Annotated in this window: 23 protein-coding genes and 1 riboswitch; of the genes, 5 read left to right on the top strand and 18 right to left on the bottom strand. The window is 71.6% G+C overall.

Annotation, left to right across the window (positions count from 1 at the left end):
- Nucleotides 1-425 precede the first annotated feature (425 nt).
- Complete coding sequence (locus ACFPIH_RS34720) at nucleotides 426-2,294, top strand: AAA family ATPase (protein WP_381181331.1); 1,869 nt, start codon at nucleotides 426-428, stop codon at nucleotides 2,292-2,294.
- Between the two features lie 139 nt (nucleotides 2,295-2,433).
- On the opposite strand, the gene ACFPIH_RS34715 is transcribed toward ACFPIH_RS34720, so the two are convergent.
- The 9 genes from ACFPIH_RS34715 to ACFPIH_RS34675 form a co-directional block, all read right to left on the bottom strand.
- Complete coding sequence (locus ACFPIH_RS34715; protein WP_381181333.1) at nucleotides 2,434-3,519, bottom strand: hemolysin family protein; 1,086 nt, start codon at nucleotides 3,517-3,519, stop codon at nucleotides 2,434-2,436.
- Complete coding sequence (locus tag ACFPIH_RS34710) at nucleotides 3,516-4,841, bottom strand: hemolysin family protein (RefSeq protein WP_381181334.1); 1,326 nt, start codon at nucleotides 4,839-4,841, stop codon at nucleotides 3,516-3,518. The genes ACFPIH_RS34715 and ACFPIH_RS34710 overlap by 4 nt, the downstream gene beginning before the upstream one ends.
- Before the next feature lie 200 nt (nucleotides 4,842-5,041).
- The gene (locus tag ACFPIH_RS34705; RefSeq protein ID WP_381181335.1) at nucleotides 5,042-5,524 is read right to left on the bottom strand and encodes a PH domain-containing protein; all 483 of its coding nucleotides are present in this window, start codon (nucleotides 5,522-5,524) and stop codon (nucleotides 5,042-5,044) included.
- Nucleotides 5,525-5,551: 27 nt separating this feature from the next.
- A complete protein-coding gene (hisG, locus tag ACFPIH_RS34700) occupies nucleotides 5,552-6,409 on the bottom strand; it encodes an ATP phosphoribosyltransferase (RefSeq protein WP_381181337.1) in 858 nt (285 codons plus the stop codon).
- Nucleotides 6,410-6,464: 55 nt separating this feature from the next.
- Nucleotides 6,465-6,737, bottom strand: coding sequence for a phosphoribosyl-ATP diphosphatase (locus ACFPIH_RS34695; RefSeq protein ID WP_133916329.1), 273 nt, complete (start codon nucleotides 6,735-6,737; stop codon nucleotides 6,465-6,467).
- A gap of 34 nt (nucleotides 6,738-6,771) precedes the next feature.
- Nucleotides 6,772-7,257 (bottom strand): 6,7-dimethyl-8-ribityllumazine synthase, encoded by a 486-nt coding sequence (gene ribH / locus ACFPIH_RS34690; RefSeq protein WP_381181340.1) that lies wholly within the window; start codon nucleotides 7,255-7,257, stop codon nucleotides 6,772-6,774.
- 22 nt (nucleotides 7,258-7,279) lie between these two features.
- On the bottom strand, nucleotides 7,280-8,569 hold the full coding sequence (locus ACFPIH_RS34685; RefSeq protein ID WP_381181342.1) for a bifunctional 3,4-dihydroxy-2-butanone-4-phosphate synthase/GTP cyclohydrolase II: 1,290 nt from the start codon (nucleotides 8,567-8,569) through the stop codon (nucleotides 7,280-7,282).
- A complete protein-coding gene (locus ACFPIH_RS34680) occupies nucleotides 8,566-9,225 on the bottom strand; it encodes a nicotinamide mononucleotide transporter family protein (RefSeq protein ID WP_381181344.1) in 660 nt (219 codons plus the stop codon). The genes ACFPIH_RS34685 and ACFPIH_RS34680 overlap by 4 nt, the downstream gene beginning before the upstream one ends.
- Nucleotides 9,222-9,827 (bottom strand): riboflavin synthase, encoded by a 606-nt coding sequence (locus ACFPIH_RS34675; protein ID WP_381181346.1) that lies wholly within the window; start codon nucleotides 9,825-9,827, stop codon nucleotides 9,222-9,224. The genes ACFPIH_RS34680 and ACFPIH_RS34675 overlap by 4 nt, the downstream gene beginning before the upstream one ends.
- A gap of 146 nt (nucleotides 9,828-9,973) precedes the next feature.
- A riboswitch (FMN riboswitch) is annotated at nucleotides 9,974-10,104 on the bottom strand.
- A gap of 96 nt (nucleotides 10,105-10,200) precedes the next feature.
- On the opposite strand from ACFPIH_RS34675, the gene ACFPIH_RS34670 reads away from it, so the two are divergent.
- Entirely contained in the window at nucleotides 10,201-11,085 is an 885-nt protein-coding gene (locus tag ACFPIH_RS34670) for an RNA polymerase sigma-70 factor (protein WP_381181348.1), read from the top strand.
- 94 nt (nucleotides 11,086-11,179) lie between these two features.
- Nucleotides 11,180-11,941, top strand: coding sequence for an SDR family oxidoreductase (locus tag ACFPIH_RS34665; protein WP_381181350.1), 762 nt, complete (start codon nucleotides 11,180-11,182; stop codon nucleotides 11,939-11,941).
- Here the strand turns inward: ACFPIH_RS34665 and ACFPIH_RS34660 are convergent.
- A complete protein-coding gene (locus ACFPIH_RS34660; RefSeq protein WP_381181352.1) occupies nucleotides 11,938-13,287 on the bottom strand; it encodes an ROK family transcriptional regulator in 1,350 nt (449 codons plus the stop codon). The genes ACFPIH_RS34665 and ACFPIH_RS34660 overlap by 4 nt on opposite strands.
- Before the next feature lie 139 nt (nucleotides 13,288-13,426).
- Between ACFPIH_RS34660 and ACFPIH_RS34655 the strand changes: the two genes are divergently transcribed.
- Complete coding sequence (locus ACFPIH_RS34655) at nucleotides 13,427-14,641, top strand: MFS transporter (RefSeq protein WP_381181354.1); 1,215 nt, start codon at nucleotides 13,427-13,429, stop codon at nucleotides 14,639-14,641.
- Between the two features lie 7 nt (nucleotides 14,642-14,648).
- Here the strand turns inward: ACFPIH_RS34655 and ACFPIH_RS34650 are convergent, their stop codons facing one another.
- A complete protein-coding gene (locus ACFPIH_RS34650; RefSeq protein ID WP_381181504.1) occupies nucleotides 14,649-15,764 on the bottom strand; it encodes a glycoside hydrolase family 6 protein in 1,116 nt (371 codons plus the stop codon).
- A gap of 186 nt (nucleotides 15,765-15,950) precedes the next feature.
- Between ACFPIH_RS34650 and ACFPIH_RS34645 the strand changes: the two genes are divergently transcribed.
- The gene (locus tag ACFPIH_RS34645) at nucleotides 15,951-16,643 is read left to right on the top strand and encodes a DUF5995 family protein (RefSeq protein ID WP_381181506.1); all 693 of its coding nucleotides are present in this window, start codon (nucleotides 15,951-15,953) and stop codon (nucleotides 16,641-16,643) included.
- A 7-nt stretch (nucleotides 16,644-16,650) separates the two neighbouring features.
- Here the strand turns inward: ACFPIH_RS34645 and ACFPIH_RS34640 are convergent, their stop codons facing one another.
- From ACFPIH_RS34640 to ACFPIH_RS34610, 7 genes are all read right to left on the bottom strand, one after another.
- Nucleotides 16,651-18,369 carry a flavin monoamine oxidase family protein gene (locus ACFPIH_RS34640; protein ID WP_381181356.1) on the bottom strand — a complete coding sequence of 573 codons (1,719 nt, stop codon included), beginning with the start codon at nucleotides 18,367-18,369 and terminating at the stop codon, nucleotides 16,651-16,653.
- Between the two features lie 38 nt (nucleotides 18,370-18,407).
- Entirely contained in the window at nucleotides 18,408-19,196 is a 789-nt protein-coding gene (locus ACFPIH_RS34635; RefSeq protein WP_381181358.1) for a carbon-nitrogen hydrolase family protein, read from the bottom strand.
- A 189-nt stretch (nucleotides 19,197-19,385) separates the two neighbouring features.
- Complete coding sequence (locus tag ACFPIH_RS34630; RefSeq protein WP_381181508.1) at nucleotides 19,386-20,525, bottom strand: MFS transporter; 1,140 nt, start codon at nucleotides 20,523-20,525, stop codon at nucleotides 19,386-19,388.
- A 91-nt stretch (nucleotides 20,526-20,616) separates the two neighbouring features.
- Nucleotides 20,617-21,069: an Lrp/AsnC family transcriptional regulator gene (locus tag ACFPIH_RS34625; protein WP_381181360.1), complete on the bottom strand. Its 453-nt coding sequence runs from the start codon at nucleotides 21,067-21,069 to the stop codon at nucleotides 20,617-20,619.
- Between the two features lie 40 nt (nucleotides 21,070-21,109).
- Nucleotides 21,110-22,558: a GuaB1 family IMP dehydrogenase-related protein gene (locus ACFPIH_RS34620; protein WP_381181362.1), complete on the bottom strand. Its 1,449-nt coding sequence runs from the start codon at nucleotides 22,556-22,558 to the stop codon at nucleotides 21,110-21,112.
- Between the two features lie 119 nt (nucleotides 22,559-22,677).
- Nucleotides 22,678-22,986 (bottom strand): barstar family protein, encoded by a 309-nt coding sequence (locus ACFPIH_RS34615; RefSeq protein WP_381181364.1) that lies wholly within the window; start codon nucleotides 22,984-22,986, stop codon nucleotides 22,678-22,680.
- Nucleotides 22,987-23,063: 77 nt separating this feature from the next.
- A complete protein-coding gene (locus tag ACFPIH_RS34610) occupies nucleotides 23,064-24,107 on the bottom strand; it encodes a sugar-binding transcriptional regulator (RefSeq protein ID WP_381181366.1) in 1,044 nt (347 codons plus the stop codon).
- Nucleotides 24,108-24,185: the final 78 nt, after the last annotated feature.

Below are 24,185 nucleotides of genomic sequence, written 5' to 3'. Positions count from 1 at the left end.
TGCGTTCGAAGTTCGCCAACTGCACCAAGTTGGCTTGACCGACGGCCCGTACAGGACTTACGTTCTGAATGTGCGGCCATCGCAGCCGCCCCAAGTCGCGAAGCCCCCGGTTGTTCCCCCGTGATCGGGGGCTTCGTTCTGCCCGCACCCCGTCCCGCGGACCCCATCCGGACGCGCCGTGCGGCGATCCGCTCACCCAGGGTCACCGTGCCGGGGTGCGCCCCATCTGCTCCCACCTCGTCAAACGGCCTGTGCGGCACCCTTCGGCGGGCCCCTCCCCCGCAGGTACGATGCCCTCGGTGCGATCTACGGACAGCTGCCGCGCACCTTGCAACTCCGGTCCGCGGCACAGCGGTTCGACCAAGGCAGCCGGCGGGCAACGGCCCGGTGGCAAACCGACGGGGGCACGGTTTGTGGGGGACGTGATGGACTTCGGCACGCAGGGCCTCGAAGCCCCGGCCGACCTGGCCTGGCTGCGAGGCGTGGACGCCTACACCATGGGCGCCTATCCGCAGGCGGAGGAGGAGTTCCGCACCGCGGTGCGGATCGACCCCGGGATGGCCGACGGCTGGCTCGGCCTGCACGCGCTGCGGGTCGACACGACGACCGCGCTGCTGCGGATGTTCCGGCACCGGGACCGCTTCGGCGAACAGCGCACCCGGCACCGCCGGACGCTCAACTCCTGGTACTGGCTGGGGTGGTGGGTGCAGCCGGTCCTGGAGAGCCCGCGCGATCTGCTGCTCGCGCACGCCTCGCACTGGCTGGACGGCAGACACGTCCCCGAGCTGGACCGGGCGCTGGCCGGGCTGCCGCCCGTCGACGCCGACCACCAGGTCCGCTTTCTGCACGCCTGCCGCGCCTATCTGGTCAAGGACTGGGAACAGCTGGTCCGGCACACCGACCCGCTCGTGAACGACCCGCTCCTCGGCATCGAGGCCGGACTGTTCGGGGGGATGGCCAGAGTCCGCCTGGAGATGTACGGCCAGGCCGAGCCGCTGCTCTCGGCGTCCCTGATGCGCTGTCGCAGCGAACAGCCGCAGCGCAAGGAGCTGCGGTACTGGCTGGCCCGGGCCCATGAGGGCACCGGACGCTCGGCCGCCGCCCTCCCCCTCTACCGGGCCGTGCACCGGGTCGACCCGGCCTTCATGGACACCTCGGCCCGGCTGGCCGCGATCTCCGAGGGGGACGGGTACGACGATTCCGCCGACCTCGCGGCGATCACGCTCACCGGGGTCGGGCAGGACGTCGGGGACGGGCCGGACGCCCTCGACCCGCTGTTCGGCACGGAGGGCAGGGACCTGAAGCTCCCCGAGCCGTCCGACCTGCCGCCGGTCGGGCCGCTGCCGACGGTCGGCGACCCGGTGGTGCGCGCGAAGACGGCCGTACCGTCGTCCCCGCTGCCGGCCGGGCCCACCGACCCCGTCCTCCTCGAGGAGGCGCTCGCCGAACTGGAGCGCATGGTGGGGCTGGAACCGGTGAAACGCCAGGTCAAGGCCTTGTCGGCACAGCTCAACATGGCCCGGCTGCGGGCCGGGCAGGGCCTTCCGGTCCAGCCGCCGAAGCGGCACTTCGTCTTCTCCGGCCCGTCCGGCACCGGCAAGACCACGGTGGCCCGCATCCTCGGCCGGGTCTTCTACGCCCTCGGTCTGCTCGGCGGCGACCATCTCGTGGAGGCCCAGCGGGCCGACCTGGTCGGCGAGTACCTCGGCCAGACGGCGGTCAAGGCGAACGAACTGATCGACTCCGCCCTCGGGGGCGTCCTCTTCGTCGACGAGGCGTACTCGCTCTCCAACTCCGGCTACGGCAAGGGCGACGCGTACGGCGACGAGGCGCTTCAGGTGCTGCTGAAGCGGGCCGAGGACAACCGGGACCACCTGGTGGTGATCCTGGCGGGCTACCCGGAGGGCATGGACCGGCTCCTCGCCGCCAACCCGGGGCTGTCCTCACGCTTCACCACGCGCGTGGACTTCCCTTCCTACCGCCCTCTCGAACTCACCTCCATCGGCGAGGTGCTGGCCGCGGAGAACGGTGACGTGTGGGACGAGGAGGCGCTGGACGAGCTGCGCTCCATCGCGGGGCATGTCGTCGACCAGGGGTGGATCGACGAGCTGGGGAACGGGCGGTTCCTGCGGACGCTGTACGAGAAGAGCTGTGCGTACCGGGATCTTCGGTTGTCGACGTATCCGGGTGCGCTGACGCGGGACGAGTTGTCGACGCTGCGGCTGCCGGATCTGATGCAGGCGTATGGAGAGGTGCTGTCGGGTCGGGGGCCGCAGGATCCGTCGGCGATCTAGCCATCGGTGCTGGGGCGGGGGGTGGGTTTCACTTGCCCGCGCTTGCGGGGTGCCGCTGCGCCCACCCGTGCCGCCCCGAGCTGCACGCATGCCCGCAGCCAGGGGGAGGGCGGCTGTACAGCGGCACCCGCGCCCGCAGCTAGGGCGTCAGGACTTCCTCCGGTGCGTCGCTCGGCCTTGGTTCGGTCAGTCTGACCTCCGGGATCTCCCGGTGGGCCGGGTCCGTGACCTCGCCCACCAGGAGTTCCAGTACGTCCTCCAGGGCGACCAGGCCCAGGACCTTGCCGGAGGCGTCCGCGACCTGGGCGAGGTGGGTCGCCGCGCGGCGCATGACCGTGAGGGCGTCGTCCAGGGGGAGGTCGGAGCGGAGGGTCGTCATGGGATGCCAGACCTGCTGGGGGACCGCCCGCTCGGAGTCCTCCGCGTCGAGGACGTCCTTCACATGGAGGTAGCCCATGTAGGCGCCCTTCTCCGCGGCGACGGGGAAGCGGGAGTAGCCGGTACGGGCGGTGAGCTCGACGATCTCGCCGGGGGTGACGGAGGGGCTGACCGTGACCAGCGAGTCCCGCTTGAGGAGGACGTCCGTGACCGGGCGGGAGCCCAGTTCCAGCGCGTCCTCCAGGCGCTCCTGCTCCTCGGGGCCGAGGAGGCCGGCCTGGCCGGAGTCCTCCAGGAGACGGTTCAGCTGCTCGCTGGTGACGACCGCCTCGACCTCGTCCTTCGGCTCGACGTGGAAGAGCCGCAGGATGCCCTGGGCGCAGGCGCCGAGGGCGACGGTGATCGGCCGGCAGACGCGGGCGAAGGCCACCAGACCGGGGCTGAGCCACAGCGCGGCCTTCTCCGGGGCCGCCATGGCGAGGTTCTTCGGGACCATCTCGCCGATGACGAGGTGGAAGAAGACCACGGCCGCCAGGGCTATGACATAGCCCAGGGGGTGGATCATCCCGTGCGGGAGGTGGATCCACTCGAAGAACGGCTCCAGCAGCTCGGCGACCGTCGGTTCGGCGACCGCGCCCAGGGTGAGCGAGCAGAGGGTGATGCCGAACTGGGCGGCGGCCATCATCTGCGGCAGCCGCTCCAGACCGTGCAGGACCTGGCGGGCCCGGGCGGTGCCGAGTGGCTCGATCTGGCTGCGACGGACGGAGACGAGCGCGAACTCGGCGCCGACGAAGAAGCCGTTGGCGAGGACCAGGAGCGCGGCGAAGACGAGTTGGAGGACGTTCATCGGGAGACCTCCACGACCCGCCCGGTGCGCACCAGCCGGATCCGTTCGGCACGGTAGTGGCCGACCCTGCGTACCGAGAGGCGCCAGCCGGGCAGTTCGGCCCGGTCGCCCACGGCCGGGATCCGGCCGAGCAGGTCGGCGACGAGGCCCGCGACCGTCTCGTACGGCCCCTCGGGCACCTCCAGGCCTATGCGCTGGAGGGTGTCGACCCGGCAGCTGCCGTCGACATCCCAGGCGGGCCTGCCGTCCTCGGGCGGGGCGGGGGCGAGTTCGGGGGTGTCCTGGCCGTCGTGCTCGTCGCGGACCTCGCCGACGATCTCCTCGACGATGTCCTCCAGGGTGACCACGCCGGCCGTGCCGCCGTACTCGTCGACGACGACGGCGATGGGCTGTTCGCTGCGCAGCCGGGCCAGCAGGGGCTGGACGGGCAGGGTCTCGGGGACCAGCAGCGCCGGGCGGGCGATACGCACGACCGGGGTGCGCAGGCGGTCGCGGACGGGGACGGCCAGAGCGTCCTTGAGGTGGGCCATGCCGACGATCTCGTCGATCTTCTCGCGGTAGACGGGGAAACGGGACAGGCCGGTGGCCCGGGTCAGGTTGACCACGTCCTCGGCGGTGGCCGAGGACTGCAGGGCGCTGACCTTCACGCGTGGGGTCATCACATGCTGGGCGGTGAGCTCGGCCAGGGACAGGGTCCGGACGAAGAGGTCCGCCGTGTCCTGTTCGAGCGCCCCGGCCTGGGCCGAGTGGCGGGCCAGCGAGACGAGTTCACCGGGGGTGCGGGCGGAGGCCAGCTCCTCGGTGGGCTCGACGCCCAGGGCGCGCACCAGCCGGTTGGCCACGGTGTTGAGGACCGAGATCACCGGGCGGAACAGACGGGAGAAGGTGTGCTGCGGGCCGGCGACGAAGCGCGCGACCTGCAGGGGCCTGGACACCGCCCAGTTCTTGGGCACGAGCTCGCCGATCACCATCTGGACGGCGGACGCCAGCAGCATGCCGACGACCACGGCGACCCCGGAGACGGCGCCCTCGGGGATGCCGATCGCGGTGAACGGGCCGTGCAGCAGCTCGGCGAGCGCGGGTTCGGCGAGCATGCCGACGACCAGCGAGGTGATGGTGATGCCGAGCTGGGTGCCGGAGAGCTGGAACGAGAGCTCCTTCAGCGACTCCACGACCGTACGGGCTCGCTTGTCGCCCTCGGCGGCCGCCTTCTCCGCCTCCGGGCGCTCGACCGTGACGAGGCCGAACTCGGCGGCGACGAAGAAGCCGTTGGCGAGGATGAGCAGGAACGCGGCTGCCAGGAGCAGCAGGGGGATGGTCATGTTGCCGCCGCCTCAGCAGGGAAGGGGGCGGCGCAGGTACTACAGGACGAACCGTCCATCGCCGGAGAGGGTCACTCCTCGGGTAGCAGGAACCCCTGTGAACCCGGCAGGGCACAACAGGGGCGGAGGGCCAAAGGGAACGCCTCCGTCACCAGATTAATCAAGACAGGGCCCGTTGCGGCAGGGTGGATGTCCCCGAGTCAGCCCTGATCTTGCCCTGTGGACGCTTCGGGGTCCCGGACGGAGCGGGCCTCGACGAGCGCGCGCAGCGCCCGTGCGTCCGCGATGGCCTGCTGCTTGTCGATGCCGGGCTGGATGCCGAGCGCGGGCAGGCTGGTGCCGTCGGTGAGGTTGAGAAACACCCAGGGGTCGCCCGGACGGAGGTTCACCTGGATGATCTCGGCCCAGTCCAGACGGCGGCTGCTCGCGATGTTCACGACGGTGACACCGGAGTCGTCGGCGACGACCCGGACCCGGGCGAGCCGGGCCAGCACCCAGAAGATCAGGCCACCGGTGAAGACGAAGCTGAGTCGCTCCCCCGGGCCGAGCTTCTCCAGCAGCATCGCGATGGCGGAGATGACGAGGAAGATCGCCACCCCGGCCGAGAGCAGCACCGCGCGGGTACGGCCTGGCCGGAAGGTGACGGGCAGGTTGGGCAGTTCGCTACCCGGAAGATCGGACATGTTCCCGGCTGAGGTAAGGGGCTGAGGTCAGAGGCGGCAGGCGTGGATGGCCGTGGTCAGGATGGCCCGGGCGCCGATGTCGTACAGGTCGTCCATGATCCGCTGCGCCTCCTTGGCGGGGACCATGGCGCGGACGGCGACCCAGCCCTCGTTGTGCAGCGGGGAGACGGTCGGCGACTCCAGGCCGGGGGTCAGCGCGACGGCCTTCTCCAGCTGCTCGACGCGGCAGTCGTAGTCCATCATCACGTACGTCCGGGCGACCAGTACGCCCTGGAGGCGGCGCAGGAACTGCTGGACCTTCGGCTCGGCGGTGTCTTCGGCCTCCGCGCCGACGCGGCGGATCACGACGGCCTCGGACTTCATGATGGGCTCGCCGAACACCTCCAGACCGGCGTTGCGCAGCGAGGTCCCGGTCTCGACGACATCGGCGATGACCTCGGCGACACCGAGTTCGATGGCGGTCTCCACGGCGCCGTCGAGGTGGACGACGGAGGCTTCGATGCCGTGCTCGGCCAGGTGTCCGGCGACGATGCCCTCGTAGGAGGTGGCGACCGTCTTGCCCTTGAGGTCCTCGATGGCGCCGACGGTGCCCGGCTTGGCGGCGAAGCGGAAGGTGGAGCGGGCGAAGCCGAGCGGGAGGATCACCTCGGCGCCGGCGCCGGAGTCGATGAGCAGGTCGCGGCCGGTGATGCCGATGTCGAGGCGGCCGGAGGAGACGTAGATCGCGATGTCGCGGGGGCGGAGGTAGAAGAACTCGACCTCGTTCTCCGGGTCGACGATGCGCAGTTCCTTGGACTCGCGGCGCTGCTGGTAGCCGGCCTCATGCAGCATGTCCGCCGCAGGGCCTGAGAGGGAACCCTTGTTGGGGACGGCGATGCGCAGCATGAGGTCGGTGTCCTTCGCGTGAACGTGAAAAGGGGTGAGTTGTCTGAAAGGGGTTTTACAGGTGGGCGTACACGTCGTCCAGTGAGATTCCGCGGGCGACCATCATCACCTGGACGTGGTAGAGCAGCTGAGAGATCTCCTCGGCGGCTGCCTCCTTGCCCTCGTACTCGGCGGCCATCCAGACCTCGGCGGCCTCTTCGACGACCTTCTTGCCGATGGCATGGACGCCCTTGCCGACCAGTTCGGCGGTGCGGGAGGTGGCGGGGTCGCCGGTGGCGGCCTTCTGCTGGAGCTCGGAGAAGAGCTCCTCGAACGTCTTCTTGGACATGGTGCTGCTCACCCTAGCCGTTGTGCCGGACTGCCTACCTCCAGGGTTCAGATACTGAGCGGAGGGTGGCCGCGGTCGACACCGCCGCCGTCACCGCCTCGTGCCCCTTGTCCTCGTTGGAGCCCGCCAGGCCGGCCCGGTCCAGGGCCTGTTCCTCGGTGTCGCAGGTGAGGAGACCGAAGCCGACGGGGACGCCGGTCTCGACGGAGACCTGGGTGAGGCCCTGGGTGACGCCCTGGCACACGTACTCGAAGTGGGGGGTGCCGCCGCGGATGACGACCCCCAGGGCGACGATCGCGTCGTAGCCGCGGCCCGCGAGGACCTTGGCGACGACCGGGAGCTCCCAGCTGCCGGGGACCCGCAGGAGGGTCGGTTCGTCGATGCCCAGGTCGTGCAGGGCGCGCAGCGCGCCGTCGACCAGACCGTCCATCACCTTCTCGTGCCACTGTGCCGCGATGACGGCGACCCTGAGGTCACCCACATTGCGTACGGACAGTTCCGGTGCGCCCTTGCCGCTCACGTCTCTCCTAGAAGTGCTGTCGTTACTGGTTGCCGCAGGGGGACACGGGTGCCGTGTCCAGCCAGGGCAGGTCGTGTCCCATCCGGTCGCGCTTGGTGCGCAGGTAGCGGATGTTGTGCTCGCCCGCCTGCACGGGCATCGGCTCGCGCTTGGTCACCTCGATGCCGTGCCGGACGAGCGCGTCGGTCTTCTCGGGGTTGTTGGTCATCAGCCGGACGCTGCGCACGCCGAGGTCCTCGAGGATCTGCGCGCCGGCGCCGTAGTCGCGGGCGTCGGCGGGCAGGCCCAGCTCCAGGTTGGCGTCGAGGGTGTCGTGGCCCTGCTCCTGGAGTTCGTACGCCCTCAGTTTGGACAGCAGGCCGATGCCCCGGCCCTCGTGTCCGCGCAGGTAGACGAGCACGCCCCGGCCCTCGCTCTGGATGCGTTCCAGGGACGCGTCGAGCTGGGGGCCGCAGTCGCAGCGCAGCGAGGCGAAGACGTCGCCGGTGAGGCATTCGGAGTGGACGCGGACGAGGACGTCCTCGCCTTCGCCGATCTCGCCGTGGACGAGGGCGACATGCTCGACGCCGTCGGCGGTGGAGCGGTAGCCGTAGGCGGTGAAGGTGCCGTGGACGGTGGGCAGCCGGGTCTCGGCCTCGCGGCGGACCGTCGGCTCGGAGCTGCGGCGGTAGGCGATGAGGTCCTCGATGGAGATGATCGTCAGGCCGTGCTTGCGGGCGAACGGGATCAGTTCCGGGAGGCGGAGCATACGGCCGTCCTCCCCGGCGATCTCGACGATCGCGCCGGCCGGGCGCAGTCCGGCGAGGCGGGCGAGGTCGACGGCGGCCTCGGTGTGGCCGTTGCGGGTCAGCACACCGCCGGGCCTGGCGCGGAGGGGGAAGATGTGGCCGGGGCGGACGAGGTCCGTCGGCTCCGCGGCGCCGCCCGCCAGGAGTTGGAGGGTGATGGCGCGGTCGGCGGCGGAGATACCGGTGGTGACGCCGTGCGCGGCGGACGCGTCGACGGAGACCGTGAACGCGGTCTTCATCGACTCGGTGTTGTCCTCGACCATCTGGGGGAGCTTCAGCCGGTCGAGTTCCTCGCCCTCCATGGGGGCGCAGATCAGGCCGCGGCACTCGCTCATCATGAAGGCGACGATCTCGGGGGTGGCCTTCTCGGCGGCGACCACGAGGTCGCCCTCGTTCTCGCGGTCCTCGTCGTCGACGACCACGATCGGGCGGCCGGCCGCGATGTCGGCGATGGCCTGCTCGACGGGGTCGAGTGTGAGGTCCTCCAGACCTTCGGTGCTGTACAGGATCGGTGCCGTGCTCATGCCGTCGCTCCTTCCAGAGCGGGCCGCGTGCCCTGACGGGAGCGCAGCCACCAGTCGCGCAGGCCCCACAGGACGAGCGCGCCGTAGATGACGTAGACGAAGCCGGAGAAGGCGTAGCCGTTGGCGAAGTTGAGGGGGACGCCGACGACGTCGACGAGAAGCCAGGCGATCCAGAACTCGACCATGCCGCGGGCCTGGGCGTACATGGCGACGATCGTGCCGACGAAGATGTACGCGTCCGGCCAGGGGTCCCAGGACAGGGACGGGTAGTTCTCGAAGAGCAGGGCGACGGCGACCGTGCCGACGGCGGCGGCGCCGATCATCGCTCCGCGCTCGGGCCAGGTGGCGAAGCGCGGCACGATGTGGCCGTCACCTCCGGCCCCTCCGTCTTCGGACTGCCCCTTGTAGCGGTTCCACTGCCACCAGCCGTACAGGGCGACGACCATGACGACGACCTGCTTGCCGGCACTGCCCGCGAGATGGCCGTAGAAGGCGGTGAAGAGGACCAGGCCGGAGAGGAACTGCACGGGCCAGGTCAGCAGGGAGCGCCGCCAGCCGAGGGCGAGGGTGATCAGGCCGAGGGTGTTGCCGATCATGTCCGACCAGATGATGTGCTGGTCGAGGAGGGTGAACGCCTCGGAGTTCAGCGAGTTCACCGGCCCGCTCCCTGCGTGTTCGCCAGGAGGCGCTCGACGTACTTGGCGACGATGTCCACCTCGAGGTTGACCGGGTCGCCGGGCTGCTTGCGGCCGAGCGTGGTCAGGGCGAGCGTGGTGGGGATCAGGCTGACGGTGAAGTAGTCGGGGCCGGCCTCGACGACCGTGAGGCTGATGCCGTCGACGGTGATGGAGCCCTTCTCGACCACGTAGCGGGCGAGGTCGGCGGGGAGGGAGACCTTGACGATCTCCCAGTTCTCGGAGGGCTTGCGCTCCAACACCCGGCCCGTGCCGTCGACATGGCCCTGCACGATGTGTCCGCCGAGGCGGTCGCCGACGGCGGTGGGGCGTTCGAGGTTGACACGGGAGCCCACGGCGAGGGCGCCGAGGCTGGAGCGGTCGAGGGTCTCCGCCATGACGTCGGCGGTGAACTCGTCGCCCTCGTGCTCGACGACGGTGAGACAGACACCGTTCACGGCGATGGAGTCGCCGTGCTTCGCGCCGTCGGTCACGACGGGGCCACGCAGCCGGAAGCGGGAGGCGTCGCCGAGACTCTCGACGGCGGTGACCTCACCCAGCTCTTCGACGATTCCGGTGAACACTTCCCGGGTCCTCCTGCCTCATTCGGGCACGGACTCCGGGGCTGTCGATGACGACAGAGAACACGGACGAGAACACCGGGGCGACGCCGACAGACTCGTCCGCCTGGACGAGTACACATACGGCGGCGCGCACGAATGCCCGCCCGCCGCGCACTGCCTCCCATCCGGACTTTAACCGTCGGTCCAGGAATTTCACCTGGTCAACCGGCCACTGGAAGTGACCGGGTCGCGGACTGTAACCGCCGGTTCGGACTTTCACCGACCCCGGAGTGCGCTGCTTTAGGTACACGGTCAGTGTGCCACGCCCGATGCGCGCCCATACGGGTGAAGGGTGTGGGGTGGCTCACAGGGCCGGTTCTGACAGGGTGGCTCCATGACGACGACCACGATCGCCGAGGAGTTCGAGACCCACCGTCCCCGGATGTTCCGGCTGGCCTACCGGATGCTCGGCTCCGCCGAGGAGGCCGAGGACACCGTCCAGGACGCCTATCTGCGGTTCAGCGGGGCCGACCGCAGTGTGATCACGCACCCGGCGGCCTGGCTGGCGAAGACCGTCACCAACCTCTGCCTCACCCGTCTGACCTCCGCCCGGGCGCGGCGTGAGACCTATGTCGGACCCTGGCTGCCCGAGCCGGTCGTCACGTCCGACGGCACCCTGGGACCGCTGGAGTCGGCCGAGCGGCGGGACGCCGTCTCGCTCGCGATGCTGGTGCTCCTCGAGCGGCTGACGCCCACCGAGCGGGCGGTGTACGTGCTGCGGGAGGCGTTCGCGTACAGCCACCGGGAGATCGCGGAGACGCTCGACCTGACCGAGGCCAACTCCCGTCAGCTGTACCGGCGGGCGGAGCAGCGGCTGGCGCTGGAGGAGGGCCGCTTCGAGGTGGTTCCGGAGCGGCAGGAGGAGCTGGTCGCCTCGTTCCTGGCGGCGGCCCGGGAGGGGGACCTCTCCGACCTGGAACGGCTGCTCGCGGACGACGTGACCTGGTGGGGCGACGGCGGCGGCAAGGTCTCCGCGGCGCCGCAGCCGATCGAGGGACGCGAGAAGGTCATGCGGTTCCTGGGGGGCATCTTCAAGAAATTCGCCGCGCGGGTCACGTTCTCGGTGTCCGAGCTCAACGGCACGCCCGGCCTGCTCGCCTGGGAGGACGGCGTCCTGGTCAGCGCGATCGGGTTCGAGTACCGCGACGGACGGATCGTGGGCGTGCGGGCCGTGCTGAACCCGGACAAGCTGGACTTCGTACGGCGTCAGCTGGCGTGACCGCCGGGGCCCGTCACTTTTCGTGGGGGCCTCTCGGTCTCGGCTGGCGGAGGGCGTCCGACCGGGGCGTCCGTGTCGGAAGGGGCTGAGCAGCTTGACCACGATCCTGGTGACCGGTGGCACCGGAACCCTCGGCCGGCGCCTCGCCGAGCGGCTGCGGACGGACGGCCACGAGGTGCGGGTACTGAGCCGGCACAGTCAGCCGTACGGCGTCGACCTGCGGGAGGGCGGACCGGGCCTGGACGCGGCGCTCGTCGGCGTGGACACGGTCGTGCACTGCGCGAGCACCCCGCTCGGGGGCGACGAGCGGGCGGCGGCGAACCTGATCGCGGCGGCGCGGACGGCGGGGGTACGGCACCTGGTCTACATCTCGATCGTCGGGGTGGACCGGGTGCCGTTCGGCTACTACAGGATGAAGCTCGGCGTGGAGAGGCTGCTGGAGGAGTCCGGCCTCGGCTGGACCGTGCTGCGCGCGACCCAGTTCCACGATCTGCTGCTCCGGTTGTTCGAGGGGCTGGCCAGGGTGCCGGTGATGTTCCTGCCGGCCGGGGTGAGCGACCAGCCGGTGGAGGTGGCCGAGGTCGCGGACCGGCTCGTGGAGCTGGCGGTCGGCGCGCCTGCGGGGCGGGTCGAGGACATGGCGGGGCCGGAGGTCCGTACGTTCGAGTCGCTGACCCGCGCGTATCTGAGGGCGAGCGGCAAGCGGCGGCGGCTGGTGCACGTGCCGCTGTGGGGCGCGGCCTACCGGGGGTTCCGGGCGGGGGGTCATCTGGCGCCGGAACGGGCGGTGGGGAAGGGCACGTTCGAGGAGTACCTGGCGGCACGCTCCCGCACGCTTCGCCAGGTCCGCCACTAAGGCGTCCCGAACAGCTCCTCCTGCGCGGACTCGCGTGCCGTGAGCAGTGCGCCGCGCAGGACCGCGCCACCGCCCAGGGCGCTGGGCCGCACCTCGGTGGGCAGCGGCGCCATCAGCCGAAGCCGTACGGCCACCCGCTCGGCCAGCACGGACCCGCCGGCCCGCCCGACCTCGCCACCCAGCACCACGCACCCGGGATCGAGGACGGCCACGACGGAGGCGACACCGAGGGCGATGCGTTCGGCGAGGGCGTCCAGGAACCGACCGGCCGCGCCGACACCGTCACCTCGGGCCGCGGCCCCACCCTCACTTCCGGCCGAGGCCCCACCGTCACCTCGGGCCGCGGCCCCACCCTCACCTCCGGCCGAGGCCCCACCCGCGCCCACACCCACACCTCCCGCCGCCGCACCACTCCCACCGCTGGCCGCGCCCACACCCACACCTCCGATCAGGCGGACCGCCTCCCGTACCCCCGCCGCGCCCGCCGGTTCCTCTCCCTCCGGAAGGGCCGGCAGTCCGTGGTCGCGCGCGAGTGCCGCGATCGCCGCCGAGCCCGCCAGGGAGTGGAAACCGCCCTCGCAGTCCGTGGCCGACGGGAGGGCGCCGGTGCCAGGCACCGGGAGGAAGCCGATCTCGCCCGTGCCGCCGGAGGCGCCCCGGCGCAGGTGACCGTCGAGGACGACGGCCGCGCCGGTGCCGTGGCCGAGCCACAGGAGGACGAAGGTGTCGCGGTCCCGGGCGGCGCCCTCCCGCTGCTCGGCCAGGGCGGCGAGGTTGGTCTCGTTCTCGACGCTCACGCGCGCGTGCGGGAGGCGTTCCTGGAGGACGGCCACCAGCCTCCGGTGCCACTCGGGCAGCCCGCCGGAGTCGTACAGTTCGCCGCTCGCCGGGTCGATCAGGCCGGGCGCGCCGATGCCGACGGTGTGCAGCCGGTCGGCCCCCGCCTCCTTCGCCACCCGCTCGACCAGCGTCACCGCCTGTTCGACGGCGGGCCCGGTGCCCATGTCGCCGTCGATCGGCACCGACGCCTCCGCGAGCACCCGGCCCACCAGGTCGGACACGAGCACGGCGACGCCCTCGGTGCGGACGTCCAGGGCGGCCAGCTGGGCGCGGTCGGCGACCAGGCCGTACAGCCTGGCGTTGGGCCCGCGGCGCTGCTCGCCGGTCTCCCCCGCGACCTCGATCAGACCGGCGGCGGTGAGGCGCTCGACCAGGTCGGCGACCGTCGGCCGGGAGAGGCCGGTGAGCTGTTTCAACTGCCCCGCCGTCAACGGGCCCTCGTCCTGCAGGAGCCGCAGGGCGAGCCGGTCGTTGATGGCCCGGGCGGTGCTCGGGGATGCGGGCATGCGCGGATCCTCCCATGGCCGGCCGATCGAGCGGTCCGGAAAGCCATCTATTTATCAGGCAGGGTTCCTGATAGTTTACCGATCGCCAGTTTACGACCGCGCCGCAGTGGGACGGCAGAGAGCCGGGAGGGGCAGCAGAATGAGCGATGTGGTCCAGGCGCCGTCGGGGGTCGGGCGCGCCCGGTACGCCGTGGCGGCCGCGTTCACCGTGCACGGCGGGGTCACCGGCTCGTTCGCCACGCGCGTGCCGTGGATCCAGGACCACGCCGGGGTGAGCGCGGGCCAGCTCGGCTTCTCGCTGGCGTTCACCGCGTTCGGCGCGTCCTGCGCGATGCCGCTGGCCGGCCGGATAACCCACCGCTTCGGCAGCCGTGCCACACTGCGCGTCCTGCTCGCCCTGTGGACGCTGTCGCTCACCCTGCCGTCGCTGGCGCCGAACCTGCTCACGCTCTGCCTGGCGATGTTCGTGTACGGCGCGACCTCGGGCATGGCGGACGTGGCGATGAACGCGCTCGGCGTCGAGGTGGAGCGGCAGCTCGGCAAGTCGATCATGTCCGGGCTGCACGGCATGTGGAGCGTCGGCGCGTTGATCGGCTCGGCGGCGGGCACCCTCGCCGCGCATCTGGGTTCGGACGCGCGTGTGCACCACGCCCTGGCGGCTGCCACGCTGACCGCGCTCGGAATGCTGGTCTGCCGTTGGGTGCCGGACCTCAGGCCCACCGAGGACGAGGAGCCGCCGCCGCGCTTCGCGCTGCCGCCGCGCACGGCGGTGCTGATCGGCGCGGTCGGGTTCTGCGCGGTGTTCGCGGAGGGGGCGAGCCTGGACTGGTCGGCGGTCTATCTGCGCGACCGGCTGGAGGCGTCGGCCGGCCTCGCCGCGGCCTGCACGACCGGCTTCATGCTCACGATGGCGGCGGCCCGGATCGTGGGCGACGCGGTGGTGAACCGCTTCGGCGCGGTGCGGACCGTCCGGGCGGGAGGCGCGCTGGCCGCGCTGGGCGGCCTGCTGATCGTCCTCGCCGGGCATCCGGCGGTGGCGATGGCCGGGTTCGGCCTGATGGGCCTCGGCATCGCCGTCGTCGTACCGCTGTGCTTCGCCGCGGCCGGGCACAGCGGGCCGAACCCCAGTCAGGCCATCGCGGGCGTCGCGACGATCACGTACACCTCCGGGCTGATCGCGCCGAGCCTGATCGGCGGGGTGGCCCAGGCGACCAGCCTGATGGTGTCGTTCGGCGTGGTCACGGCGCTGGCCTGCGGGCTCATGGTGTTCGCGGGCGTCCTGCGCGGCGGCGAGCGGCCGACCACCGCGAAGACCGGCCCGCGGGCGGCGGCGGTGCCCGGCCCACGCCCCTGAAGGAGCGTCAGGGCGAGGCCAGTTCGTAGGCGTACGACGGGCTGAACTCGCCCGCGGCGCCCTTGCAGCCGTCGGACTCCCCCGGCAGTTTCACCCACAGGTAGCCGTCGATGCGGGCCTCGCCGGTGTCGAGCGTGGGCGTCCGGCCGATCCGCCGCCCGTCCGGGTCGCACCACTCCTCGTCGGCGGGGGCGCCGCTTCCGTTGCGGCTGGTGTCGATCACGGCACCGAGGCCCGCCGGACCGCCGAGGGCATCCAGGACACGCCGGTCGTAGGCGGTCTCGTCGGCCGTGGTGTGGAAGTTGGAGACGTTGCTGAACACGCCGTCGGAGAACGCGGACGCGGCGCCCGCCTCCCTGAGCAGGTCGGCCTGCCGCGCGGGGCTGTTCCAGCCGGAGTGACCGGCGTCGTAGTACACACGGGCCTTCGGGTTCGCCGACTTCAGGACGCGCCCGGCACGGGCCAGCGCGGCGAAACGGTCAGCGCGCGCTCCCTCGTCGAGGCAGTCGGACTGGGCGATCGAGTCGGGCTCCAGGACGATCACGGCCTCGCCGGAGCCGAGCCCTGCGGCGAACCGGTCGATCCAGCCGTCGTAGGAGTCCAGGTCGGGCGCGCCGCCCTCGGAGGCGCCGCCGCAGTCGCGGTCCGGGATCGCGTACACCACGAGGACCGGCACCCGGCGCTGCGCCGCGGCGGTGGAGGTGACCGTGCGGACCCGCGCGGTGATCGTGTCCGGGGTGTACTCGGTGAACCACACGGCGGCGGGCCGGCCGGCTATCCGGGACTCGATGACCGCCCGGCGCGGGTCGGCCGGGTGGTCGCGCAGCCAGTCGAGCACCTGGGAGTCGGGGTGCCGGTAGAGACGGGACACGGCCCGCGTCTTCCGCACCGTGCGGCTGGGGGCGGGCGTCGCACCGACCGCGGCCCTCGTGGGAGAAGGCGAAACCGAGGGGGAGGGCGAGGGGGATGGCGAGGGCGACGAAGAAGGCGACGCGGAGGGGGTCGTGGAACTCGCGCGTGGTCGCGCCCCGCGCTGTTCCCGTCCGTCGTCCCCCGCCCCGAGCGCGGTCATCGTCCCGGCCGCGGTGCCCAGCGCGACCACCGCCGCGGCGACCGCGACCATGACACCCCGACGGCCGGCCCGCCACTCACGTACCTCTGGCACCGTGCTGTTCCCCCTCCCCCGCGCCGGGCCCGTTGCCCCGTTCCGGGGAAAGCGACCGGACGGCCGACGCGCGGGCCAGCCTAGGGCTGCGAACCTTCCCCCATGCCCCAATGGGAACAGTTCACCACTTCTGTCCACCCGCCCATGGACACCACCGACGCGACGGACCCGGCAACGGACCCGACCGTCGACGACGTGCTCGCCCGGATGTGCGCCCTGGACGCGGCCCTGCCACCGCAGGACGGACTCGCGGTCTTCAACCGCGTCTACCTCGCGGTGACTTGGGAGGTCGACCGGCGGATCGACACCGGCCGGCTCACCGACGCGCGGGCCGCGGCCACGCTGGACGTGCGGTTCGCCGAGCGCTACCTCGCGGCGGTGGACGCGGTCGCCGCCGACCGACGGCCGCCGGCCTGCTGGCGCCCGCTGTTCCAGATGCGCCACCATCCCGGCGTACGCCCCCTGCAGTTCGCGATCGCGGGCATCAACGCGCACATCGGACACGATCTCGCGCTGGCCGTCGTGGACGCCTGTCGTAGCCTCGGCTGTGAACCGGCCGACCTGGCGGACGAGTACGAGCGGGTGGGCGATGTCCTGGTCGCGCTGGAGGAACGCATCCGCGAGGAGCTGATGCCGGGCCCCGACCTGCTCCAGATCGCCGATCCGCTCACCCACCTGCTCGGTTCCTGGAGCCTGGAGCGGGCCCGGGACGCCACCTGGACGGCGGCGAGGGCGCTGTGGGCGCTGCGCGGACTCCCGGACGTGGCCCAGGAGTTCACCGAACGTCTCGACACGGCGGTCGGCTTCGCGGGGCGCATGCTGCTCACGCCCCTGTGAGGCGCGCTCAGTCCTCCGGCAGCTCGACCGGCGCGATCTCGTCGTACACGTCGCCCGGGCCCGGGTTGGTGGCGTCCGTCGCGCCGCCGAAGTGGTGCATGACGCCCCAGACGGCGTTCAGCGCGGTCTGGATCGCGCCCTCCGCCCAGCCCGCCGTCCAGGAGACGTCGTCGCCGGCGAGGAAGACGCCCCGCTTGTCGGCGGGCAGCCGGTCCTGCATGAAGTGGGTGAACAGGCGGCGCTGGTAGCGGTAGTGGCCGGGCAGGTTGGCCTTGAACGCGCCCATGAAGTAGGGCTCGTTCTCCCACGACACCGTCACCGGGCTGCCGATGACGTGCTTCCTGATGTCGACCTTCGGGTAGATCTCGCCGAGCGACTTCAGCATGACCTCCATCCGCTCGTTCGCGGACAGCGGCAGCCACTTCAGGCTGTCGTCGCACCAGGTGTAGGAGAGGCAGATGACGGCGGGCCGGTCCGGGCCGTCGTCGAGGAGGTAGGTCCCGCGCGTCATACGGTCGGTGAGCGTCATCGACATGACGTCCCGCCCGGTCGGATTTCCCCTGTCGTCGACGGCCTTGTCGAGCCAGAACGGGCGGTCGACGGGGACGAAGAGCTTGCTCGACTCCATGTAGTGGGTGCGCTCGATGGCGGTCCAGTGGTCGATCGGGAAGAGCGAGTCGTCGCAGGCGATCTTGGAGAGCAGCATCCAGGACTGGGCGGTGAAGACCGCCGCCTGGTAGGTGCGGATGTCGCCGTTCGCGTCCGTGACTGTGATCCGGTTGCCGGCGGTGCGGTGCAGCCGGGTCACGGCGGGGCGAGGCTCGCCGTTCGGGTGCAGGCTCGCGAGAGACGTCCCGTACGCCCAGTGGACGATCTTCTCCGGCTCGCGTTCCCAGAGCCGCAGCGGGAGTTGCTGGGAACCGCCCACGATGCCGCGGTGGTGGTCGTCGGCCTCGGTGTAGACGACGCGCAGGATCTCCAGGATGGAGTTGGGGAAGTCGGTGTCCCAGCCGCCGGTGCCGAAGCCGACCTGGCCGAAGATCTCGCGGTGCCGGAAGGACCTGAAGGACTCGGAGTCGCAGAGGAAACCGTAGAAGGTCTGGTTGTCGAGCTTCTCGACGAGCCTCGCCCAGATCTCCCGGATGCGCGGCACGTCCCGCTCGCGCATCGCGCGGTTCATGTCGGAGAAGTCGGCGCCGTCTTCGAGGCACTTGTTCCAGGCCTCGGCGACATCGCGGTAGACCTGCGGGAGGTCCGCGGCCGTCTCGGCGTAGTGCGACTCGCCCTTGAGGTCGACGACCGTCGAAGGGGTGGCTTCCGCAAGGGGGTTGGGGAAGGGGCGGGTCTCCAGACCGACCAGGTCGATGTAGTGCTGGAGGGCGGTGGAGGAGGGCGGGAAGCGCATCGCGCCCATCTCCGCGGTCAGGCCCTCGGTGCCGGGGCCGTCGAAACCGACGGTCCGCAGCCGTCCGCCGATCCGGTCGGCCTCGTAGACGACGGGCTTGAGGCCCATCTTCATCAGCTCGTAGGCGGCGACGATCCCGGACAGTCCGCCGCCGATCACCGCCACCTCGGTGCCGTGCTCGGTCGCGGGGATCTGGCCGAGCCCCGCCGGGTGGGCGAGGAAGTCGTCGTAGGCGTACGGGAAGTCCGGCCCGAACATGGTGATCGGCGGCTGCTGCGGCTCGTCTGCGTGCTCGACGGCGTTGGGCACCATGGACGTCATGGGGTACGGACTCCTTGCAGCGTGAAGGTTCGGGAGGTTCAGACGAGGGACCCGTAGAGACCGGGTCGACGGTCCTTCAGATACGGGTTCGCCTCGCGGGAGACGGTGAGGGCGACGGGGTCGGCGTCGGCGAGGATCAGCTCCTCGCCGCGTCCGGCCCGGGCTCGGGCGACCCCGTCGGGGCCGGCCAGCGTGGAGAGTCCGACGAACTCGAACTCGCCCTCCTGGCCGACCCGGTTGACGTACGCGACGTACATCTGGTTCTCGAAGGCGCGCACCGGGATCATCGACTCGGCGACGAATTGGAAGGGGTGCATCTGCGCGGTCGGGACGAGCAGCAGATCCGTGCCGGCCAGCGCGTGGGCGCGGACGTTCTCCGGGAACTCGACGTCGTAGCAGATCATGAGGCCGACGCGGAGGCCGTCCAGCTCGGCCTGGACGACCGGCTGCTCGCCGGGGGTGAAGTGGTCGCGCTCGAAGCAGCCGAAGAGGTGCGTCTTGCGGTAGTTGGCGAGGCGGGTTCCGTCGGCGGAGATCAACTGGGCGGAGTTGTACACCGCGTCCGAGTCGCGCTCGGGGTAGCCGTAGGCGAGGGCGAGCCCGTGCCGGCCGGCGAGTTCGGCGACCGCGTCGGCGGAGTCGCCGTCGGCGGGCTCGGCGAGACGGGCGATGCCGTCGCCGATGGCGTACCCGGTGAGGAACATCTCCGGCGCGACGAGCAGCCCGGCACCCGCGGCGACGGCCCGGCCCGCGGCCTCGTCGAGGACCTTGAGGTTCTCGACGACGGAGCCGGGACGTCCGGAGCTCTGGAGCAGGGCGGCGCGCATGCGTGGTCCTCACCGGGGCGGAGGGGTGGTTGTGGGGGCCACCGAGTTCGTTGCGGGGGCTTGTGGGGTGCCACCCAGGTCGTTGCGGGGGCCACGTAAACGGTACGGGCGGTGCGCCTGGCCCGACAAGGAGGAGCCGTTGCGCGCCGGTGAACGATCTGTTGCGTCTGCTGAGCCCTCGGCAGCGATTCATTGCGTGCGCCTCCTCCGGGCAACCGCCAGTGCCGTCACCAGGTACGGCGCGGCGCACAGCGCGAACACCGTGCCGTGCTCGAACTCCGAGCCGAGGGCGCCGTACACGCCGTAGACCCCGATGGTCACCACCTCGGTGCCCAGGCTCGCGACCGAGGTGAGGGTGGCCCGGCCGGTGCCCTCGATACGGTGCTGGAGCCGGACGTCGGCCAGGACGGTCGCCAGCTGGAAGCCGCCGAAGGCGAGGGCGACCAGGACGATGCCCGCCGGGGTGCCGGCCGGCGCGCCGACGGCGAGGGCGAGCGCGGAGCCCGTGAGCACGGCGGCGAATCCGGTCCTGCCCAGCCGCTCGGCGGGCCCGGCGAGCAGGCTGCCGGCCGTGACGCCGGCCCAGATCAGCATCAGGTAGTAGGGAACGGCGGTCTCGGTCACGCCGGTGTCCCGGACCAGCAGGGACGTGTACTCGTCGAGGGCGCCCCACACCGCCGTCACGGCCGGAACCAGCAGCAGGGCGCCGCGCACCGAGCGGTCGCGGTGGGCGTCGGTGAGTCCGGACCGCAGGGTCGCCGCCCAGCCGTCGCCGTCGCCGGTGGGCCGCCGGTGTTCGGGGAAGCGGGTCGCGGTCGCGGCGCAGAGGACGCAGGCGAGGACGCTGGCCGCGCCGACGGCCGGGTAGCCGCCGGCCGCGAAGACCGGTCCGGCCAGGCCCATCGCCGCCATCGCGGCCAGTTGGCCCGCCGCGTGGGAGCGGCCCGTCACGCGGGCGTAGCGGTCGGCGGCGCCGAGCAGCTCCAGTTCCTCGTAGACCAGCGCCTCCAGCGCGCCGGAGCTCAGCGCTCCGCGCACGCCCCACAGCACGAATCCGGCCGCGAAGGCCCAGTACGACGGGAAGAGCACCCAGAGGGCGAAGCCGGCCCCGCCAAGGAGCGGGCCCAGCCACAGCAGCAGGCGTCGGGAGACCGCGTCGGCCCAGGCGCCGGAGGGGATCTCCAGCAGGACGCCGGTGAGCGACCACAGGACGAAGAGGGAGGAGATCTGCCAGACGGACAGCCCGGTGTCCGCGAACAGCAGCGCGTACACCGGGTAGAGCAGCACGAACTCGTCGAGGAACGCGTACGCGTACAGCGTCGCGGTCAGTCGACGGGTGCCGGAGCGGGTGGTGGATCAATGTCGCCGGGTCATGCCACCGATGTTAGACAGCTCCGGCCCCGCTGCCCAGCGAAAATCCTCAGGTCGGTGAGCCGGAGGAGAAACGGCGCAGCAGCGGGGACAGGACCAGGACCGACCTGGTGCGCTCCACGAAGGGCTCCCCGGCGATCCGTTCCAGGACCCGCTCGAAGTGGCGCATGTCGGAGGCGAAGACCTGGGCGACGGCGTCCGCGTCACCCGTGACGGTGGACGCGGCGACCACCTCCTGATAGCGCTCCAGGCCCCGCCGGATGGTCTCCGGGGAGGTGTTGCGCCGGCAGTAGATCTCGACGAACCCCTCGGTCTCCCAGCCGAGGGCCGCCGGATCGACCCGCACGGTGAAACCGGTGATGGCTCCGACGGCCCGCAGCCGGTCCACCCTCCGCTTCACGGCGGGCGCGGACAGGCCGACCAGTTGCCCGATGTCCGCGAAGGAACGGCGGGCGTCCTCGGCGAGGGCGTGCACGATGCGTTCGTCGAGATCGTTCAGCACGGTGGGTTGATCACTTCTTTCGTACGGCACCCGGGTGGGGCTACCAACTGGCGTGCAGCGGCTTGCCCTCCGCGTAGCCGGCCGCGCTCTGGATGCCGACGATGGCCTTCTCTGCGAACTCCTCCAGGGAGTTCGCGCCGGCGTAGGTGCAGGAGGAGCGGACGCCGGCGATGACCGAGTCGATGAGGTCCTCGACGCCCGGGCGGGCCGGGTCGAGGAACATCCGGGAGGTGGAGATGCCCTCCTCGAACAGCGCCTTGCGGGCCCGGTCGTAGGCCGACTCCTCCGACGTACGGTTGCGGACGGCGCGCGCGGACGCCATGCCGAAGGACTCCTTGTAGAGGCGGCCCTGGGCGTCCTGCTGGAGGTCGCCCGGGGACTCGTACGTCCCCGCGAACCACGACCCGATCATCACGTTGGACGCACCGGCGGCCAGGGCCATGGCGACGTCACGCGGGTGGCGCACCCCGCCGTCGGCCCACACGTGCTTGCCGTGCTTGCGCGCCTCGGCGGCGCACTCCAGGACGGCGGAGAACTGCGGCCGGCCGACGCCGGTCATCATCCGGGTGGTGCACATGGCGCCCGGTCCGACCCCGACCTTGATGATGTCGGCGCCCGCCTCGACCAGGTCCTTCACACCCTCGGCGGAGACGATGTTGCCAGCCACGACCGGGACCTGCGGGTCGAGCGTCCGGACCACCCGGACCGCGCTGATCATCGACTCCTGGTGGCCGTGCGCCGTGTCGATGACGAGCGTGTCCACGCCCGCGTCGAGCAGTTGCTTGGCCTTGCCGGCGACGTCGCCGTTGATGCCGACGGCGGCGGCGACACGCAGCCGCCCCCGCGCGTCGGTGGCCGGCGTGTACAGCGTGGCGCGCAGGGCGCCCTTGCGGGTGAGGATGCCGGCGAGCCTGCCGTCCTCGTCCACGGCGGGGGCGTAGCGCCGGTTGGCCGCGTCGAGGGCGTTGAAGGCCTCGCGGGAGTCGATGCCGGCGTCCAGGAGCACCAGGTCGCGGGACATGACGACCTCGAGCTGGGTGAACCGGTCGACGCCGGTGAGGTCCCGGTCGGTGACGACACCGACCGGACGGCCGTCCTCGTCGACGACGACACCCGCGTTGTGCGCGCGCTTGGGCAGCAGTGCGAGGGCGTCCGCGACGGTCTGGTGCGGGGCGAGCACGATCGGGGTGTCCAGCACCAGATGCCGGCTCTTGACCCAGGTGACGACCTCGGTGACGACGTCGATCGGGATGTCCTGAGGGATGACGACGAGACCGCCGCGCCGGGCCACCGTCTCGGCCATCCGGCGCCCCGCGATGGCGGTCATGTTGGCCACGACCAGCGGGATGGTGGTACCCGTGCCGTCCGGAGAGGCGAGGTCCACACCCTGCCGCGACCCGACCGCGCTACGGCTCGGCACCATGAAGACGTCGTCGTAGGTGAGGTCGTACGCGGGCCGGATGTCGTTGAGGAAACGCACGTGCTGCACATCCCAGTCGATCAGAGGTGACCCCCGGACAGGTCAGCCAGGGGGAGAAGCACGTACTTCAGTGTCCCATGCAGCCCGCGGCATCCGGCCCCGACGGAACGGCCAAGCAGCTCAGCGCCCTACTTGGAGGATCCCCCAAGAGCCAGCAGTACGGACAGCCCCGGCACCCGCGCCACCCCCGAGGAGAACACCTCCAGCGCGATCTCCCACTCCTCCGGCCGCGCCTTCGCATAGGGCTGCCAGTTCCGTACGACGACCACGAGCGCCCCCGACTCGGGCAGCGCCGACAACTCGGTGAGGCTGTCGGCGAGGGCGTCCCAGTTCCGCCCGAACCACTCCGGCAGCTCCAGGTCCCGCGCGCACCGGTCCATCAGCGCCGCCTTGTCCATGACCCCGTCGAGATCCAGCGTGAGCGCCTGCTCGGTCATCCAGCCACCGTCCTGAGCGAGTCGTGTTGCGGAGAGAAGGGGACGGCCGCCGAAGCGACCCGTCCCCTGGTCTTCCGTCAGATTCCGTCCGGGTCGGTCCGGTTGAGGGCCGGCTTCGGGTTCGGTCCTGCCGCCATCAGATAGTCGGCCGCCGACGTGTCCGTCACCAGGCTGGTGACCAGCCCGGAGCGCAGTACCGCGTCGATGGCGGCGGCCTTCCGCTGCCCGCCCGCGATCGCGACGACCTCGGGGACCCGGCGGAGCTGGTCGGCCTTGACGGTGATGCACCGCTCGCCCAGATCCCGTCCGACCCTGCGGCCGTCGGAGTCGAACAGGTGCGCGGACATCTCGGCGGCGACGCCGAGGGTGGAGTAGTGCGCGCGCTCCTCCTCGGTGAGCATGTCGTGCACCGTGGAGATACCCGGCTCCCAGGAGCCGATGGAGACACAGGCGACCGTGACCTTGTCGAAGTACTCGAAGGCCCGGGCGATCCCGGTCTGATGACGCAGCGCCTCCGCGGTGGCCACGTCCGGCAGCAGCATCGGCGCGTAGATCGGGTGCGCGTCGCCGCCCGACACCTGGGCGGCGCGCCGCACCGCCTCCACCGAACCGCGCTCGGCGGTCCCGGCGTCGTACACGCCCGTCAGCTGCACCACCGTGCACGGCGGCAGCCGGTCGAGGGCCGCCGCCATGTGGATGGTGGAGCGGCCCCAGGCCAGGCCCAGGACATCACCTTCGTTCACCAGTTCGCCGAGCAGGTCGGCGGCCACCTCCCCGAGGTTCTCGGGGTCGGGCGACTCCTCGACATCGGCCGGGGACTCGACCACAACGGCGTGCCTGAGGCCGTAGCGGGCGCGGAGCGCGTCGGAGCGCTCGGCGTCCAGCTCGGCCGGCACACGGATCTCGATACGTACGAGATCCCGTTCGAGGGCGGTCTCCAGGACCCGGGCCACCTTGAAGCGGCTGACGCCGAACTCCTCCGCGATCTGGATCTTGGACTTGCCCTCGAGGTAGAAGCGGCGGGCCATGGCCGCCGCCTGGACCAGCTCAGCGGGTCCCATCCGCATGGCTGACCGGCCCGCCGACATACCCGACACGGCGATCTCCTCACTGCTGTTCACACTCTGGATACGCCGTTCATCCTCGCAGATCCGGCGGTCTTGATCAGCCCTGACGAGAGCCGTTCACGTTCCTGTGGC

The sequence above is a fragment of the Streptomyces vulcanius genome (genome assembly GCF_042653945.1).
GTDB lineage: Bacteria > Actinomycetota > Actinomycetes > Streptomycetales > Streptomycetaceae > Streptomyces > Streptomyces mangrovi.
The sequence above is the reverse complement of the archived record's forward strand: the minus strand, read 5'-3'. Positions and strand labels throughout refer to the sequence as shown.